The organism is Gluconacetobacter liquefaciens (genome assembly GCF_003350405.1).
Classification (GTDB): Bacteria; Pseudomonadota; Alphaproteobacteria; order Acetobacterales; family Acetobacteraceae; genus Gluconacetobacter; species Gluconacetobacter liquefaciens.
This window is the reverse complement of sequence record NZ_QQAW01000002.1, coordinates 470,260-485,917: the sequence shown is the minus strand read 5'-3', so window position 1 is coordinate 485,917 and position 15,658 is coordinate 470,260. Positions and strand designations below refer to the sequence as shown.

Here is a 15,658-nt window from a genome sequence, read left to right as displayed (position 1 = left end):
AGCGGCAGGATGGCCCCATCCCCGAATCACGGGTCCGATCGAACCCGCATCAAACCACGCCGTTCAGATCATGGCGAGAGGGACCTTGCGGCGTGGCGGCGGGATCGACCGGTCGATCGCTTCCAGATCATGCTGTGTCAGCACCAATTCGGTCGCCGCGACATTCTCGCGCTGATGCTGCGGACTGCCCGCCTTAGGGATCGCCAGCATTCCAGGCTGCCGCAGCACCCACGCCAGCGCCACCTGGGCGGGCGTGGCGGGCCCCAGGCTAGTCTCGTACTCTCCCGCGATCCGCTGCAACACCGGCTGGCGCAGCAGGTCGCCGCCCTGCCCCAGTGGCGAATAGGCCATGGTCACGATGGCACGCCGCCGATCCGCCTCCAGCAGATCGAACTCCACCCCGCGATAATCCAGGCTGTAGAGAATCTGGTTGGCGGCACAGGAGTCCGGCGCGGCAACATTCGCCAGATCGTCCAGGTCCCCGATATCGAAATTCGACACGCCCCAGGCGCCGATCAGCCCTTCCTTCTTAAGCTGCTCGAAGGCCCCCACCGTTTCCTCCAGCGGCACGGCACCCCGCCAGTGCAGCAGGTACAGATCGATCCGGTCCGTACCCAGCCGCCGCAAGGACGCCCGGCAACTCGCTGCCACCCCGGCACGCGAAGCGTTGGACGGCAGGATCTTCGTGACCAGGAAAACCTCGTCCCGCCGCCCGGCGATCGCCTCACCCACCAGCCGTTCCGACCGCCCGGCGCCGTACATCTCGGCGGTATCGACCACCCGCAGCCCCATATCCAGACCCAAACGCAGGCTGGCGATCTCCTGCGCGCGCCGCTCGGCACGATCACCCAGCGCCCAGGTGCCCATCCCCAACGCCGGCAGGTGCGTACCACCGGGAAACGTGACGGAATTCATCATGCTGCACGGTCCTCCTCGCAAGTTCCCAAGACAGGCGTCCCGGAGACTGGTGATGTTCGAGCAGCGGATCGGCGCGTCCGAAGCCGTCTTTCAGCGGCCTCCCCGGCTCCATCCCTTCGCCTGCTGCCGCCAGTAGACCAGCGTGTGCCCGGCCTCGCGGGCAATGGCCCACCGCCGACGCGCCGCTTCCACGGCCTGCGGGTCACCACCATCGAACAGATCGAACACCCGCTCGAACGCGGCAGCGTCGGGGCAGTTCACCCCATCGGTCAGGAACAGGTAGGTCGCCCCGTTCGGCACGTCCTCTCCCGCCGTCAGCCAGATGGGCTGCAACGGCCCATGCCCCATCGCGGCGCTGCCATGCGGCAGCCAGAGCGGATCGGTGGAGCGCCACAGGGCCTCATCCATCGCCTTGACCCGCTGCACATCGCCACAGCGCAGCACGGCCCGCCGCCCGGCCTCCAGCGTCCGGCCCAGCAGAGCAGGCAGCGCCTGGTCCACACTGGTCCGCGTCAGGTGATAAAAGCCGATCTCCGCCATGGTGCGCCGCGATCCCGCCTCAGTCTTGCATCACCCTTCGTGATTTTCCCGCACAAAGCGGTCCAGCAGGCGCACGCCAAAGCCCGTCGCCCCCTTGGGCGTGCAATGCACGGTCTTCTTGGCCCAGGCGGTGCCGGCAATGTCCAGATGGGCCCAGGGCACGCGGTTGACGAAATGCTCCAGGAACTTGGCGGCGGTGATCGAACCGCCCGGCCGGCCGCCGACATTCTTGAAATCGGCGATATCCGAGCGCAGCGCCTCGTTGTAGGCATCCGACAGCGGCATGCGCCACAGAAGCTCGCCCGTTTCGTCGCCCGCCGCGGCCAGCCGACCGGCCAGCACGTCGTCGTTGGAGAACAGACCGGCATATTCATGCCCCAGCCCGACGACGATCGCCCCGGTCAGCGTCGCCAGATCGACCATCAGGCGCGGCTTGAAGCGCTCCTGCACGTACCACAGCACGTCGGCCAGTACCAGCCGCCCCTCGGCATCGGTATTGATCACCTCGACCGTCTGCCCGGAACAGGTCCGCACCACATCGCCCGGACGCTGGGCATTGCCGGCCAGCATGTTCTCCACCAGCCCGACCGCGCCCACTACATTGACCCGCGCCTTGCGACCGGCCAGCGCCGCGATCAGCCCCACCACGGCCGCCGCACCGGCCATGTCGGTCTTCATCTCCTCCATGCCGCCGGCCGGCTTGATCGAGATGCCGCCGGAATCGAAGGTCACGCCCTTGCCGACGAAGGCCAGCGGCGCGGAATCGTCTCCGGCGCCGTTCCAGCGCATCAGCACAGTACGCGGCGGCGCATCGCTGGCCTGCGCGACGCCCAGCAGCGCACCGAACCCCAGTTCGGCCATCGCGTCGCGATCCAGGATCTCGATTTCGACCCCCAGATCGCGCAACGCCTCGATCCGGGTCGCGAATTCGGGCGGACGCAGCACATTCGCGGGCTCGCTGACCAGGTCGCGGGCCAGATAGACCCCCCGCGCCACGGCCAGCAGGTCCGCCGAAGCAGCCTCCGCCAGGGCAATGTCGGGGGTCAGGATCGTGACCTCCGTCAGGCGCCAGCGCGCATCCTCGGTCAGCCGCGTGTGGTAGCTGTCGAAGCGGAAGGCCGCCAGCGTCGCCCCCTGGGCCACATGGGCCACCAACTCGGGCGCGACACCATCGGCCGCGATCCGCGCGGTCGTGGCCAGCTTGCCCAGCGCCGTGACGGCAGCAGCCGCCGCATTCTCCACGGTCAGGGCACCGATCTCGGCAATTTTGCCCAGGCCGACCAGAAGAACCCGGTCGAGCCCGCCCCCCGGCGCCAGCAGCATGCAGGTCCGGCCGGCACCGAATACGAACGACGCCGCCGCGACCGCGCGCTCCAGCGCGCCGCCAGTCGCCCGGTCGGCCGCGAGATAGGACGCCGGCCGTGGCCCATCCTCAGGCACCAGGATGGCCAGAACACCATCGACGGGAAGGGTGACGTCGGAAAAGCCGGTCTGCAACATGGCGCTGAATACTCCGCAACGATCGGTCGGACAGGGTGGCACCCTGGCCCCGGAACAGGTGCCGCAGCATGCCGCATGCCGGCCCATCTGTCCAAAGCAGGCCCCCGCGCGATGCCGCCGAAAGGCCGGGGACACAAGAAAAGGCGCATGACGCGCGGCCGCGAGTAAGCTAATTCCATGAACCCATGAACCGTTCCTCCCTGCTTCATCCCGGCGACGATATGCTGCTGGATCTCGCGACCCGGCTGGCCGACGAGGCCGCCGAACTGATCCGCGTGATCCGTGCGCGCGGGTTCGAGACCGTGACGAAGTCCGATTCGTCCCCGGTGACCGAAGCCGACCATGCCGCCGAGGCCCATATCCTGGCCGGCCTGCGCGCTCTCGCGCCCGCTATCCCCGTGATCGCCGAGGAAGAGGCCGCCGCCGGCGTACGCGTCGAGGCCGGCCATATTTTCTGGCTGGTCGACCCGCTGGACGGCACGCGCGAGTTCGCTGCCGGCCGGGACGATTTCACCGTCAATATCGGCCTGGTCCGCGACGGTCGCGCCGTGCTCGGGGCGGTCGCCCTGCCGGCCTACCACCAGCTTTATGCCGGCCACGTCGCCACCGGCGCCCGCCGCATCGACGCGGACGGCACGCACGCCATCCACGCGCGCGCCGTCCCTCCCGAAGGGCTGACGGTGCTGGCCTCGCGCCATTATGCCGACGACCCACGGCTGGCCTCGTTCCTGGGCGGTCGGCGGATCGCCCATCTGGGCAATATCGGCTCCGCCGCGAAATTCATCCGCGTGGCCGAAGGCGCGGCCGACCTGTATCCGCGCCTGGGCACCACGATGGAATGGGATACGGCCGCCCCGCAGGTCATCGTCGAGGCCGCCGGCGGCAGCGTCACCGTTATGGATGGCGAACCGCTGCGCTACGGCAAGCCCGCGTGGCGCAACCCGCACTTCATCTGCGCCGGAAAGCGGGAGCCATCAGGCGCGTGACACGTTATGATCGGCGACAAAACGGGCGGGTAGACGGGAGATGACGGAACGTCTGGAAGCAAACGATGCGGGCATCTCCCGCGCGGCAGAACTGCTGCGGGCAGGCGGCCTCGTGGCGTTCGGGACGGAGACCGTCTACGGGCTTGGCGCCGACGCAACCAGCGATACCGCCGTGGCCCGAATCTTCGCGGCGAAGGAGCGCCCGCGTTTCAACCCCCTGATCAGCCATTTCCCCGATGCCGAAGCCGCCTTCACCGAGGCCGTGGCCGATGAGCTCGCACGCCGCCTGGCCGACCGGTTCTGGCCCGGCCCGCTGACGCTGGTCCTGCCGCGCCAACCGGATGGCACAATCTCGGACTTGGCCGCCGCCGGCCTGCCGTCGGTGGCCGTGCGCGTACCGCGCGGCACGGTCACGGCCGCCCTGCTGCGCGCCACAGGGCGCCCGGTCGCGGCGCCTTCGGCCAACCTGTCCGGCAAGGTCAGCCCATCCGACGCCTATCACGTCCTGCGCGGCCTGACCGGCCGCATCGACGCGGTGCTGGATTCCGGCCCCTGCCAGGTCGGGGTGGAAAGCACGGTGCTGGACCTCACGGGCACCGCGCCGATGCTGCTGCGCCCCGGCGGCGTCACGATCGAGGCTCTGGCCGAAATCTGCGGCCCCATCTCGCATCCCGACGACTACACCGACACGCTGCCGGTCTCTCCAGGCCGGATGGCCTCGCACTACGCGCCCTCCCTGCCCGTCCGTCTCGACGCGCAGGAGGTCGGCGCCGACGAGGCCCTCCTGGCCTTCGGGCCGGAACTGCCCGGAGCCGGACTGGTCTGGAATCTCAGCCCCTCGGGCACGGTGGACGAAGCCGCGGCCCGCCTGTTCGCGGGCCTGCGCTTTCTGGACAGTGAGGGCGCGCGACGTGGCCTGACCCGCATCGCCGCGATGCCGATCCCCCGCGCCGGCCTGGGCCTGGCCATCCGCGACCGTCTCCGCCGCGCCGCCTCGCCACGCCCCGCATGATGCCGTATCCGTCCACAACCGCTTGCCCCGAACCTCGTGATCCGCCGCCATGAGCGACAAACTCGATCCCAAGGAACTGAAGATCCTGGCGGATATCCTGGCACTGGTTCTGGAAGACCATCCGGGACAGTCCGCCAACGCCCTGGACGCCATCCGCAATCGCGCCCGCCGCAACGGCACGACCGGCGGGGCACTGAAGAACCTGTTTACCGCGCTCGCGCCCAACCCGCCCTCGCGCCCGCCGCCGCGCCCGCGCGCATCCCGCGCCGCCTCGGGGGCCGCCGCCGAGGAAATGCAGGCCGCGCGGACGCGGATTCTGCAACTGACCGAAAGCGTCAACCGGCTCGACCTCGACCTGCGCAGCGCACGGGCGCGCAATGAAGAACTGCGATCGCAGCTCTACCTGACGCAGCAGGCCCGGGCCGAGACGCAGGCCGCCCTGTCCGTCATGCGGGCGCGCCCTACCCAGCGCCGGCGCTCGGTCGTCGCACTGGCCTTCGCCGTCGGCGCCCTCGTCGGCGCGATCGGCATGGGCATGGTCCGCGCGATGGACGTGCCCGCCGTCCCGTTCAGGACGACCGCCCTGAACTGATCGGCGGACCGGACGGCGCGCGTGCGAAAGATTGCCTCGCCCGCCATTCTGCCCCAAGACAGGCACCCTCAGGACAGGCACCACCGCCTCCCACGCCGATCCTCCATCGCCACCGGAACCCCGTCATGACCGCTTCCCAGTCCTCCGCCCCCCCGACCGCCGATCTGCTGGCCCGTCTGGCGGCGCTGCTGGGGCCGTCCGGCATCCTGACGGACAGTTCCGATGTCGCACCCTACTGCACCGACTGGCGTGCGCTCTATCATGGGCGTGCGGCAGCCGTCCTGCGCCCGGCCGGCACGGCCGAACTGGCCCAGGCCGTCGCCCTCTGCGCCGAAGCCGGCGTCGCGATGGTGCCGCAGGGCGGCAATACCAGCATGGTCGGCGGCGCCACGCCCGACGAGAGCGGGCGGGACATCGTGGTGTGCCTGTCGCGGATGAACCGCGTCCGGCGGATCGACCCGCTGGACCACACCATGGAAATCGAGGCCGGCGTTACACTCAAGGCGGCGCAGGACGCGGCGCGTGACGCCGGCCTGATGCTGCCGCTCTCCATCTCGTCGGAGGGTTCGGCCCAGATCGGCGGCGTGCTGGCCACCAACGCGGGCGGCAACAATACCGTGCGCTACGGCAACGCGCGGGAACTGGTGCTGGGGCTGGAAGTCGTGCTGCCCGACGGCAGCGTCTTCAACGGCCTGCGCAGGCTGCGCAAGGACAATACCGGCTACGCGCTGCGCCAGCTCTTCGTAGGGTCCGAGGGCACGCTGGGCTTCATCACCTCGGCCATCCTGCAATTGCAGCCCCAACCCCGCGCGGTCGAGGCCGCGTTGTGCGCGGTGGCCGACGCCAGCGCGGCCCTGGCCCTGTTCGCCGCCTTCCGCGACCAGGACCCGGCGCTGATCCAGGCGTTCGAATATATGTCGGGCGCCGGCATGGACCTGGTCACGCGGCTGGTGCCGGGCGCCAGCCTGCCGCTGGCCGAAGCCGCCCCGGCCTACGTGCTGGTGGAACTGGCAACCCCGCGCCGCAATGCCGACCTCCGCGCGGTGCTGGAAGACGTCCTGGCCGGCATGTTCGAAGCCGGCACGGTCAGCGACGCCGTCATCGCCGAAAGCGAGGGGCAACGTCTGGCACTGTGGAAACTGCGCGAGGAACACGCCGAGGCCCAACGCAGGGCTGGTGCCAGCGTCAAGAACGACGTCTCGGTTCCTGTCTCCCGCGTGCCCGAGTTGATCGACCGCGCCAGCACCGCCTGCGCGGCACTGATCCCGGGCATCCGCCCCGCGCCGTTCGGCCATATCGGCGACGGCAACATCCATTTCAATCTGGTGCAGCCCGAGGGCATGGACCCGGCGGAATTCCTGGCGCAGGATCATCGGATCATGGATACGGTCGCCGCCATCGTGCGCGAACTGGATGGCTCCTTCTCGGCCGAGCATGGGGTCGGGCGCCTGAAACCCTACATGATGCCAGGTTGGCGCGGGGGCGCCGAACTGGCCACCATGCGCCGGATCAAAAACGCGATCGACCCGCGCGGGCTGATGAACCCGGCAACGCTGTTTCCTCCCGCAGGCTAGGGGCCTCGCCAGCCGTCACGCCCGCACATTTCCGGTTCCTTAATTTTCCACAAGCATCTTCACCCGCGCTGACTCAGCCATCGGGGTGGAACCCGCTTCAACCGGGCCCCTCGTCCCGAAGGACGGGAACCGGCAGAACGGATAGTCGTAAGGGTCGCATCACACCGGGGATGCAGGGCTTTTCACCACGTCCTCCGGGGAGCTACACAGGCCTATGTCGTTCGCCCGATCCGCAACAAGACGTCCGTCAAGGGCGCACCTGCCAATGCTCGACCGCTACGTATTGCGGCAGCTCCTGATGGCACTGGCGGCAACAACGGGCGGCCTCGCGGCCCTCATCTGGCTCACCCAATCCCTGCGCTTCGTCTCACTGGTCGTCGAACGCGGCCTGTCGTTGCGGGTCTTCGTCGGGTTGACCAGCCTGCTGGTGCCCTCCTTCGTCGCCATCATCCTGCCGATCACGACGTTCGTGGTGGTGCAGTTCGTCTATCAGCGCCTGGCGACCGACCGCGAACTGACGGTCATGCGCGCGGCCGGCCTGTCGCCCTTCCATGTGGCGCGGGCCGGCCTTCTCTGCGCAGGCGCGTCGGTGACGCTCTGCCTGCTCCTGAATGTATGGATCGTCCCGCAGGCTTTTCACGCGTTCAAGCAATATGAATTCCAGATCCGCAACCGCATCGCGGCCTTCATGCTGCAGGATGGCGTCTTCACCCCCCTGTCCAGCACCATGACCGTCTATGTCCGCTCCCGCGATCATGACGGCACGCTGCACGGCATCATGGTCGAGGACGACCGCCAGCCCGACAATCCCTCCACCATCCTGGCCGAGCGCGGCACGATGCTGATCGTCAACGACCAGCCCCGCGTGGTCCTGTTCGACGGGTCCCGGCAGGAAATCGATCGCCGGACCGGCCGGCTGAATGTCCTGACGTTCGCCCGCAATACCATCGACCTGACCGCCCCCCAAGGCGAACAGATCCGTTATCGCGATGCCAGCGAGATGTCGCTGCATGAATTGCTGCATCCCGATCCGCACGAGGTCTCCGCCCGCGATCGCGGCAAGTTCGCGGTCGAGGCATGGCGGCGCCTCACATCGCCCTTCACCGCGTTCTCGTTCGCGATGATCGGACTGGTCAGCGTGCTGCGCGGCACGTTCTCGCGGCACGGCAACATCCTGCGCCCGTTCACCGCGATCATGAGCGTGGTGTGCCTGCTGGCGCTCAGCCTGATGGTGCAGAATCTGGCCGGCCGCAATCCCGGCCTGGTCCCCTTGATGTGGGTCGAGGCGATCGTCCCCGGCGCCGTGTGCGCGATCGTGCTGTTCCTGCCCGAATGGCGCCTGCGGCAACGGACGACGGCCGCGCCGCTCATGGCTCCCGCGTCAGATCAGGCACCCCGGCCATGACCGTCTCGGTCACGCTCTCCTTCTACATCGCCCGGCAGTTCACACTGGCGGTCATGGCGATGATCCTGTCGCTGACCGGCCTGGTCTCGCTGTTCGATTTCATCGACCTTCTGCGCCGGGTCGCGACGCGCCCGAATGTCCCCACGCGCCTGGTCAGCGAGATCGCGCTCCTGCACATTCCCTATTTCACGATCGAAATCCTGCCGTTCGGCGTGCTTCTGGGCGGGATCGTCTGTTTCTGGCGCCTGACCCGATCCTCCGAACTGATCGTGGCGCGGGCGGCCGGCATTTCGGCATGGCAGTTCCTGACCGGCCCGCTGGCCTGCGCCCTGCTGATCGGCGCCCTGGCCACCGGCGTCCTGTCACCCCTCTCCTCGATCATGTACCGCCGGGCCGAGACCCTGGACCATGTCTATCTGCGCAGCGGCGGCCCGCTGAACCTTGCCGACGGCGCGTTATGGATCCGTCAGGCCGACAAGGGCCTGACACCCCACGGGGTGGCGATCCTGCATGCCCGCAACGTGCACCTGCGGGATGGCGTCTTGCAGATCAGCGGCATCAGCCTGTTCCGGCTGGACGAGGCCGATCGCATGGTCGTCCGCGTCGAAGCCCCCAGCGGGCACCTGGGCGACGGAGAATGGGTGCTTGACGACACCCATACCATCCGGCCCGACCGCCTGCCCGTCCAGGTGGGGCGGTTCACGCTGCCGACCGACCTGACGCTCTCGCGCGTGCAGGAAAGCTTCGCCTCGCCCGACACGCTGTCGGTGTGGGCCCTCCCGGGCTTCATTGCGCTTCTGGAGCGCTCGGGCTTTTCATCCATCCGGCACCGGCTGCATTTCCAGTCGCTGCTGACCCTGCCCATTCTGGCGGGCACCATGGCCCTGGTCGCGGCCGGTTTTTCGATGCGCCCGACGCGGCGCGGCGGGGTAGCGCGCATGGTCGGGGGCGGCGTGGCCGCCGGCTTCGCATTGTTCACAGTGTCCAAAGTCGCGGCGCAATTCGGGGAATCCGGCGCCATGCCGCCGATTCTGGCCGCCTGGGCCCCGACCGGAGCGGGTCTCTGCCTTGCAGTTTCTCTATTGCTTCATCTAGAAGACGGATGATGCCCATCCTCCTGCCTCGCTGCCTGTACCGCCCCATCGGGGGAAAATCCGCGCAGGCACGCGGCACGCTGCTGGCTGCCAGCATGCTGGGCGGCACGCTTCTGGGCGCCGCGTTCCAGGTCCATCATGCCCATGCCCAGATCCGTCCGGTGCATGTCGGCACGGGCACGTCGGTTTCCCAGAAAGACCCGGTGACCTTCCAGGCCGACACGGTGTCCTACGACAACGCGCAGGGGATCGTCACCTGGTCGGGCAATGTCCAGATCTGGCAGAACGACCACGTCCTGCGGGCCGATACGGTCACCTACGACCGCAATACCGGCATCGCGGCGGCGCGCGGCAACGTCGCGATCGTCGAGGCGGACGGCACCGTGCTGTTCAGCGACTATGCCGAACTCAGCAACGGCATGCGCGACGGCATCATGACGCGGCTGCACGCGCTGATGGCCGACAACGCCAAGCTTGCCGCCAACGGCATGCGCCGTACCGGCGCGCGCATCAACGACCTGACCCGCGCGGTGTATACCGCCTGCGAGATCTGCGCCAAGAATCCCACCCGCCCGCCGTTCTGGCAATTGCGGGCCTATGACGCGATCGACGATACCGAGCACAAGCGCATCGAGTTCCGCGATGCCTATCTCGACATGTTCGGGATACCCGTCATGTACCTGCCGGTCTTCTCCATGTCCGATCCGTCAGTCCGGCGGCAGAGCGGCTTCCTCACCCCAGGCATTACGCCGCACGACCGCTATCTGGGCGCCTACGTCACCATTCCCTATTACTGGGTGATCGACGGCCAGTCCGACCTCACCGTCCAGGGGCTGTTCTCCACCCGTACCGGGCCGCAGGTCAGCAGCCAGTACCGCAACGTCTTCAACTGGGGCACGCTGAACATCCTGGCCGGCCTGGCGTACGATACCCATCGTCAGGGCGCCTATATCAACACGTTCGGCAACACCGTCGGCTCGGCCAACGAACATGGGGTGCAGGGCTTCCTTTTCGCCCAGGGCAAGGCCTCGATCACGCGGGAATGGCGAACGGGGATGAACATCAACGTCGCCACCTCCGCCAACTACATGCGCGACTACCGGGTGACCGGCTACGGGCAGGAAATGCTGTCGTCGAACGTCTTTCTCGAAGGGTTCGGCACCGGTTCCTATTCCCGCCTCGACGCACAGGCCTATCAGGGCCTGAACCAGGGCGTCATCCGCAATAACGACCTGCCCTGGGTGCTGCCGCACTATGCGTTCAGCTATTTCGGCCAGCCTGACGCCTGGGGCGGCCGACTGTCGCTGGATACCAATGATTTCTACGTCTACCGCAATGACGGCGTGTCGGACCAGCGCGCGCAGATCTCGGCGAACTGGGACCGGCCGTTCCGCAACCGGCTGGGCCAGCTCTGGAAACTGACCCTGCATCTGGAATCGGCCATCCATCGTGCCACCAGCCTGAACCAGCAGCCGCTTTACGCCCTGACGACGACCCGCCGCGCCGCGGTCACCGGTCAGGTCCTGCCGACCGTGGCACTGAAGATGAACTGGCCGTTCCTGCGCTCCTTCCAGCATGGAAACGGCACCCAGATCCTGGAGCCGATCGCCCAGATCATCGCCGCCCCCAACACGGGCAACAGCGTCACCCGCAACATGCCCAACGAAGACAGCCTGTCATACGAGTTCACCGACTCGACCCTGTTCGCGCTGAACCGCTATCCGGGCACCGACAGGCTGGATGGCGGCCTGCGCGGCAATTTCGGCGTCCATGCCAACTGGACCTGGGACGGGCATGAAATCGACACGCTGGTCGGTGAGAGCGTCCAGGAGCATATCACCCACAACCGCATCCCCTATTCGGGGCTGAACCACCATCTCTCCGACGTGGTCGCCAGGGCGCGCATCGCCCCCAACCGCTATGTCGACTTCACCGGCCGCACCCGCGTCGACCCCTATGCCGGGCGCATCGATTTCGGCGACGCGCTGTTTTCCACGGGCGTCGAGCATTTCCGCATCACGGGCGGTTATGTCTACGAGCCGGTGACCCCGTATTACTATTACGCCACCAACCTCCAGACGAGCGGCCCGCCCGCCGCCTATTATGTCCGCACCAACGAACTGACGCTGGGCGCCTCGACGAACTGGAGCGGCTACAGCCTCTCGGGCTTCGTCCGGCGCAGCCTGTCCCGCAAGGAATTCGTCAGCATGGGCGGCAATGCGGGCTATCAGAATGACTGTTTTGCCTTCAACGTCATGTATATCAAGCAATATACCTCAATCGGCGGCGAGCAGCGGAATTCGACCGTCATGTTCACCCTGACCTTCAAGACCATCGGGGCCTTTGGTATCCATGGCTGACCCGACGACGCGCGAGAGACCGAACAGAATGCGACGCCGCCTTTCCCCGACCGGATTCCCATCGCCCTTCCTGGCCCGTATCGCAGCCGCCGGGCTGGCAGCCTGGACAGCGGGCATGGTGCTGCCCGCCGACGCCGCCCCGGCGGCCAAGCCAGCCTCCAAGCCGGCCACCGAGGCTTCCGACGGGTCGATCCCGCAGGATTCGATCGTCGCCGTCATCAACGGCACGGTGCTGACCCGGCGTGACGTGGACAATCGCGGCCGGCTGTTCGCGCTGTCCGCGGGACTGAACCTGAACGACGACCTCATGACCCGGTTGCGTCCGCAGATCGTCCGGCAGTTGATTGACGAACGCCTGCGGCAGCAGGAGATGCTCTCGCGTCACATCAACGTACCGCTGGAGCAGATCGCCGCCTCGATCGCCGATATCGAGCGGCGCAACAACATGCCCCACAACGCCCTGCGCGACCGTCTGGCCGCGGACGGCATCTCGCTGACCACCATGATCGACCAGATCCGGGTCCAGTTGGGCTGGTCGCAGGTCCTGCGCGAGGAACTGGGCTCGCGCGGACGCACCACCGCCGCCGAGATCGCCCAGCGCGAGGAAGCCCTGCGCCACGAAGACGGCAAGACGCAGTATCTGATGAGCGAAATCTTCATCCCGGTCGATGACGCCCGTCACTCCGAAGATGAGCTGAAATTCACCCAGACGATCATCCAGGAACTGCGCAACGGCGCGCCCTTTCCCATCGTCGCCGCCCAGTTCTCGCAGAGCCAGACGGCACTGGAAGGCGGCATGATGGGCTGGGTGCAGGAAGACAGCCTGGACCCGCAGGTCGTCGCCATCGCCCGCGCCATGCCCGACGGCGCCATTTCCAACCCGATCCGCGTCGCCGGCGGCTATGTCATCGCCACGCTCAACGGCCGCCGCACCATCGGCCACCAGATGGGCACGCTGCTGACGCTACGTCAGGCGTACCTGCCCTTCACCACGCCGCTCAATCCGCAGGCCCCCTCCGAGCAGCAGCGCGACATGCTGCAACAGGCCCAGCAACTCGCCGCCAACGCGCATAGCTGTGCGGACCTCGAAGCGGCGAACCACAAATACGGCGACAAGCGCCCCGCCAATCCCGGTGACCTGCAACTGGAGCGCATCAATCCGCAGATGCAGCAGATCCTGGCCAACCTGCCCCCCGGCAAGGCCAGCCACCCCCTGGTCTCGGGCGACGGTATCGCCGTGCTGATGGTCTGCGCGCGCCAGCAGAAGAACTTCGCCCAGCAGACCCCCAGCGAAATCGCGGATCAGTTGATGAACGAGCGGGTGGAACAGACCTCGCGCCAGTTGAACCGCGACCTGCGCCGCCGCGCCGTCATCGACATCCGGTCGAAGGTGTGACCAACCCGAGCCAACCGACCATGGCCATGCCCGATCCGGTCCAGGAACCGCTGCGCGACGTCATCGCCCGTCACGGGCTGGACGCCCGCAAGGCGCTGGGCCAGCATTTCCTGCTCGATCCCGGCATTACGGCGCGGATCGCCGCCTTGGCAGGCGACCTGACCGGGCGGCATGTGGTCGAAGTCGGCCCCGGCCCCGGCGGCCTGACCCGGTCCCTGCTGGCCACCCCGGCCACAAGCGTCACGGCGGTGGAAATCGACCGCCGGGCGGTCGCGGTCATCGAGGAACTGGTCGCCCATTTCCCCGACAGATTGCGGCTGGTGGAAGCAGACGCGACGCGGCGCGACCTGACGGAACTCTGCCCCGCACCGCGCCAGATCGTCGCCAACCTGCCCTATAATGTCGGCACCCCGCTGCTGGTCGGCTGGCTGCGCCAGGCAGCGTCGTGGGAACGGCTGACCCTGATGTTCCAGATGGAAGTCGGCGAGCGGATCTGCGCCGCTCCCGATACCGACCATTACGGGCGCCTCGCGGTGCTGGCCCAATGGACCTGTCAGGCCAGCCTGGTCATGCGGATCCCGCCCGGCGCCTTCTCTCCCCCTCCCAAAGTCTATTCCGCCGTCGTCAGCCTGATCCCCCACGCGACCCAACCCGAACCCGCCCTGTTCCGGGCCATGGAGCAGGTCACGGCAGCCGCCTTCGGCCAGCGGCGCAAGATGCTGCGCGGATCGCTGCGCGCCATCGGCGGCGAAGCTTTGCTGGGCGAAGCCGGGATCGCCGGCGAACGCCGGGCGGAAACATTATCGATCGCCGAATTCGACCGCCTGGCACGCTGCCACGCCGCCCGGACCACCTGACGGGCAGGGACGGCGCCGCCCTACTCCGCCGTCCTGTCCTTGCGGCCACGAACCCGACGACGCGGCGCGGCGGCGGGTTCAGCCGCAGGGCCCCCCGCCCGCTCGGCCTCGACCATATAGTCCCGCGTCAGCGGCACCGCATCGATCGAACGGGTGATCTGCAACTGGAAATTCAGATGGCCCTGAACGCGGAACGACAGTTCCGCCCCCGCCAGATAGAATTCGAACATCCGGCAGAACCGCTCGTCATACAGGGCCGCCACCCGGTCCCGGTTGGCAGCGAAGCGCTGTCGCCAATGGGCGATGGTCTGTGCGTAATGCAGACGCAGGATTTCGCAGTCCGTCACCCACAGGCCCGCCTTCTCGATCGCGGCGAACGTCTCGCTCAGGGCCGGCGAATAGCCACCGGGGAAAATGTAGCGGTCGATCCATGGGTTGGTCGAACCCGGCCCGTCATTCCGCCCGATGGAATGCAGCAGCATCACCCCGTCGGGCGCCAGGATCGCGCGCACCTTCTCGAAGAACTGCCGATAATGGCCAACCCCCACATGCTCGAACATGCCGACCGACACGATCCGGTCAAAGCGTCGCGTCACATCCCGATAATCCACAAGTTCGAACCGCACCCGGTCCGCCAGCCCTTCCTCCACCGCCCGACGACGGGAAACGGCCAGTTGCTCTTCCGACAGGGTAATGCCCGTAACCCGCGCGCCATAGTCCCGTGCCAGTGTCAGCGCCATGCCGCCCCAGCCGCTGCCGATATCCAGCACCTCCAAATCCGGACGGTCCAGGCGCAGCTTGGCCGCGATATGCCGCTTCTTGGCGACCTGGGCCTCTTCCAGCGTCTCGTCCCCACGCGGAAAATAGGCACAGGAATATTGCCGGTCGCTGTCCAGGAACAGGTCGTACAACGCCCCATTCAGATCGTAATGATGGGCGACGTTCCGCCGCGACCGCGACGCCGGATTGAACTGGGTCCACGTCCGCTTGCCATAACGGATCACCGCCGCCACGGCTTCGCCGATATGGCCGGCCCGCATGCTGTTGGTCATCAGCAGGTCCAGCAGGTCGTACAGCGTGCAGCCCACCGGCTCGACCAGCCCGTCCATATAGGCTTCACCAAAAGCCAGGCCCGGATTGGCGATCAGTCGCCGCTCTACCGACGGCGCAAGCACGCGCATCGCCGCCACCGGCCCCGGCGTACCGACATAGGTGCGTCGCGACCCGTCCGAAAAGACGACATCCAGCCGCCCCTCGGTGATGAAGCTGCGAAAGATCCTGTCGATCACCGGCGTCATCGTTCAGCTCCCTCCTATTTTGAGGGCAGCATGAAGTCTGCGGCGCCATCCGTAAAGAACGGGCAGCGGTGCTTTCGATGGTTTTTCAACGACAAAAGGCCCGGAGGAGCAAGCTCCTCCGGGCCT

The 15,658-nt window shown here is 67.5% G+C and carries 13 protein-coding genes; 9 read left to right on the top strand and 4 right to left on the bottom strand.

What is annotated here, in order from left to right; genetic code table 11:
• Nucleotides 1–63: 63 nt before the first annotated feature.
• The 3 genes from C7453_RS05455 to C7453_RS05445 form a co-directional block, all read right to left on the bottom strand.
• Complete coding sequence (locus C7453_RS05455) at nucleotides 64–918, bottom strand: aldo/keto reductase (protein ID WP_114726501.1); 855 nt, start codon at nucleotides 916–918, stop codon at nucleotides 64–66.
• A 90-nt stretch (nucleotides 919–1,008) separates the two neighbouring features.
• Nucleotides 1,009–1,458, bottom strand: a complete 450-nt coding sequence (locus C7453_RS05450; RefSeq protein ID WP_114726500.1) for a DNA polymerase III subunit chi — start codon at nucleotides 1,456–1,458, stop codon at nucleotides 1,009–1,011.
• Between the two features lie 30 nt (nucleotides 1,459–1,488).
• Entirely contained in the window at nucleotides 1,489–2,958 is a 1,470-nt protein-coding gene (locus tag C7453_RS05445; RefSeq protein ID WP_114726499.1) for a leucyl aminopeptidase, read from the bottom strand.
• Nucleotides 2,959–3,143: 185 nt separating this feature from the next.
• Between C7453_RS05445 and cysQ the strand changes: the two genes are divergently transcribed.
• The 9 genes from cysQ to rsmA all read left to right on the top strand — a co-directional run bounded on the left by cysQ (nucleotide 3,144) and on the right by rsmA (nucleotide 14,234).
• Nucleotides 3,144–3,944 carry a 3'(2'),5'-bisphosphate nucleotidase CysQ gene (gene cysQ / locus C7453_RS05440; protein WP_114726498.1) on the top strand — a complete coding sequence of 267 codons (801 nt, stop codon included), beginning with the start codon at nucleotides 3,144–3,146 and terminating at the stop codon, nucleotides 3,942–3,944.
• 40 nt (nucleotides 3,945–3,984) lie between these two features.
• Complete coding sequence (locus C7453_RS05435; RefSeq protein WP_114726497.1) at nucleotides 3,985–4,956, top strand: L-threonylcarbamoyladenylate synthase; 972 nt, start codon at nucleotides 3,985–3,987, stop codon at nucleotides 4,954–4,956.
• A 49-nt stretch (nucleotides 4,957–5,005) separates the two neighbouring features.
• Nucleotides 5,006–5,548 (top strand): hypothetical protein, encoded by a 543-nt coding sequence (locus C7453_RS05430; protein WP_114726496.1) that lies wholly within the window; start codon nucleotides 5,006–5,008, stop codon nucleotides 5,546–5,548.
• Between the two features lie 125 nt (nucleotides 5,549–5,673).
• Nucleotides 5,674–7,122 (top strand): FAD-binding oxidoreductase, encoded by a 1,449-nt coding sequence (locus tag C7453_RS05425; RefSeq protein ID WP_114726495.1) that lies wholly within the window; start codon nucleotides 5,674–5,676, stop codon nucleotides 7,120–7,122.
• Between the two features lie 265 nt (nucleotides 7,123–7,387).
• Complete coding sequence (gene lptF, locus C7453_RS05420) at nucleotides 7,388–8,527, top strand: LPS export ABC transporter permease LptF (RefSeq protein WP_245948806.1); 1,140 nt, start codon at nucleotides 7,388–7,390, stop codon at nucleotides 8,525–8,527.
• Nucleotides 8,524–9,633 carry an LPS export ABC transporter permease LptG gene (gene lptG, locus C7453_RS05415; protein ID WP_114726493.1) on the top strand — a complete coding sequence of 370 codons (1,110 nt, stop codon included), beginning with the start codon at nucleotides 8,524–8,526 and terminating at the stop codon, nucleotides 9,631–9,633. The genes lptF and lptG overlap by 4 nt, the downstream gene beginning before the upstream one ends.
• Nucleotides 9,633–11,981 carry an LPS-assembly protein LptD gene (locus C7453_RS05410; RefSeq protein WP_371858456.1) on the top strand — a complete coding sequence of 783 codons (2,349 nt, stop codon included), beginning with the start codon at nucleotides 9,633–9,635 and terminating at the stop codon, nucleotides 11,979–11,981. Before lptG ends, C7453_RS05410 begins: the two co-directional genes overlap by 1 nt.
• A gap of 28 nt (nucleotides 11,982–12,009) precedes the next feature.
• A complete protein-coding gene (locus tag C7453_RS05405; RefSeq protein ID WP_245948805.1) occupies nucleotides 12,010–13,377 on the top strand; it encodes a peptidylprolyl isomerase in 1,368 nt (455 codons plus the stop codon).
• A gap of 20 nt (nucleotides 13,378–13,397) precedes the next feature.
• Nucleotides 13,398–14,234, top strand: a complete 837-nt coding sequence (rsmA, locus tag C7453_RS05400; RefSeq protein WP_114726490.1) for a 16S rRNA (adenine(1518)-N(6)/adenine(1519)-N(6))-dimethyltransferase RsmA — start codon at nucleotides 13,398–13,400, stop codon at nucleotides 14,232–14,234.
• A 20-nt stretch (nucleotides 14,235–14,254) separates the two neighbouring features.
• Here the strand turns inward: rsmA and C7453_RS05395 are convergent, their stop codons facing one another.
• Complete coding sequence (locus tag C7453_RS05395) at nucleotides 14,255–15,532, bottom strand: SAM-dependent methyltransferase (protein WP_114726489.1); 1,278 nt, start codon at nucleotides 15,530–15,532, stop codon at nucleotides 14,255–14,257.
• Between the last annotated feature and the right edge of the window lie 126 nt (nucleotides 15,533–15,658).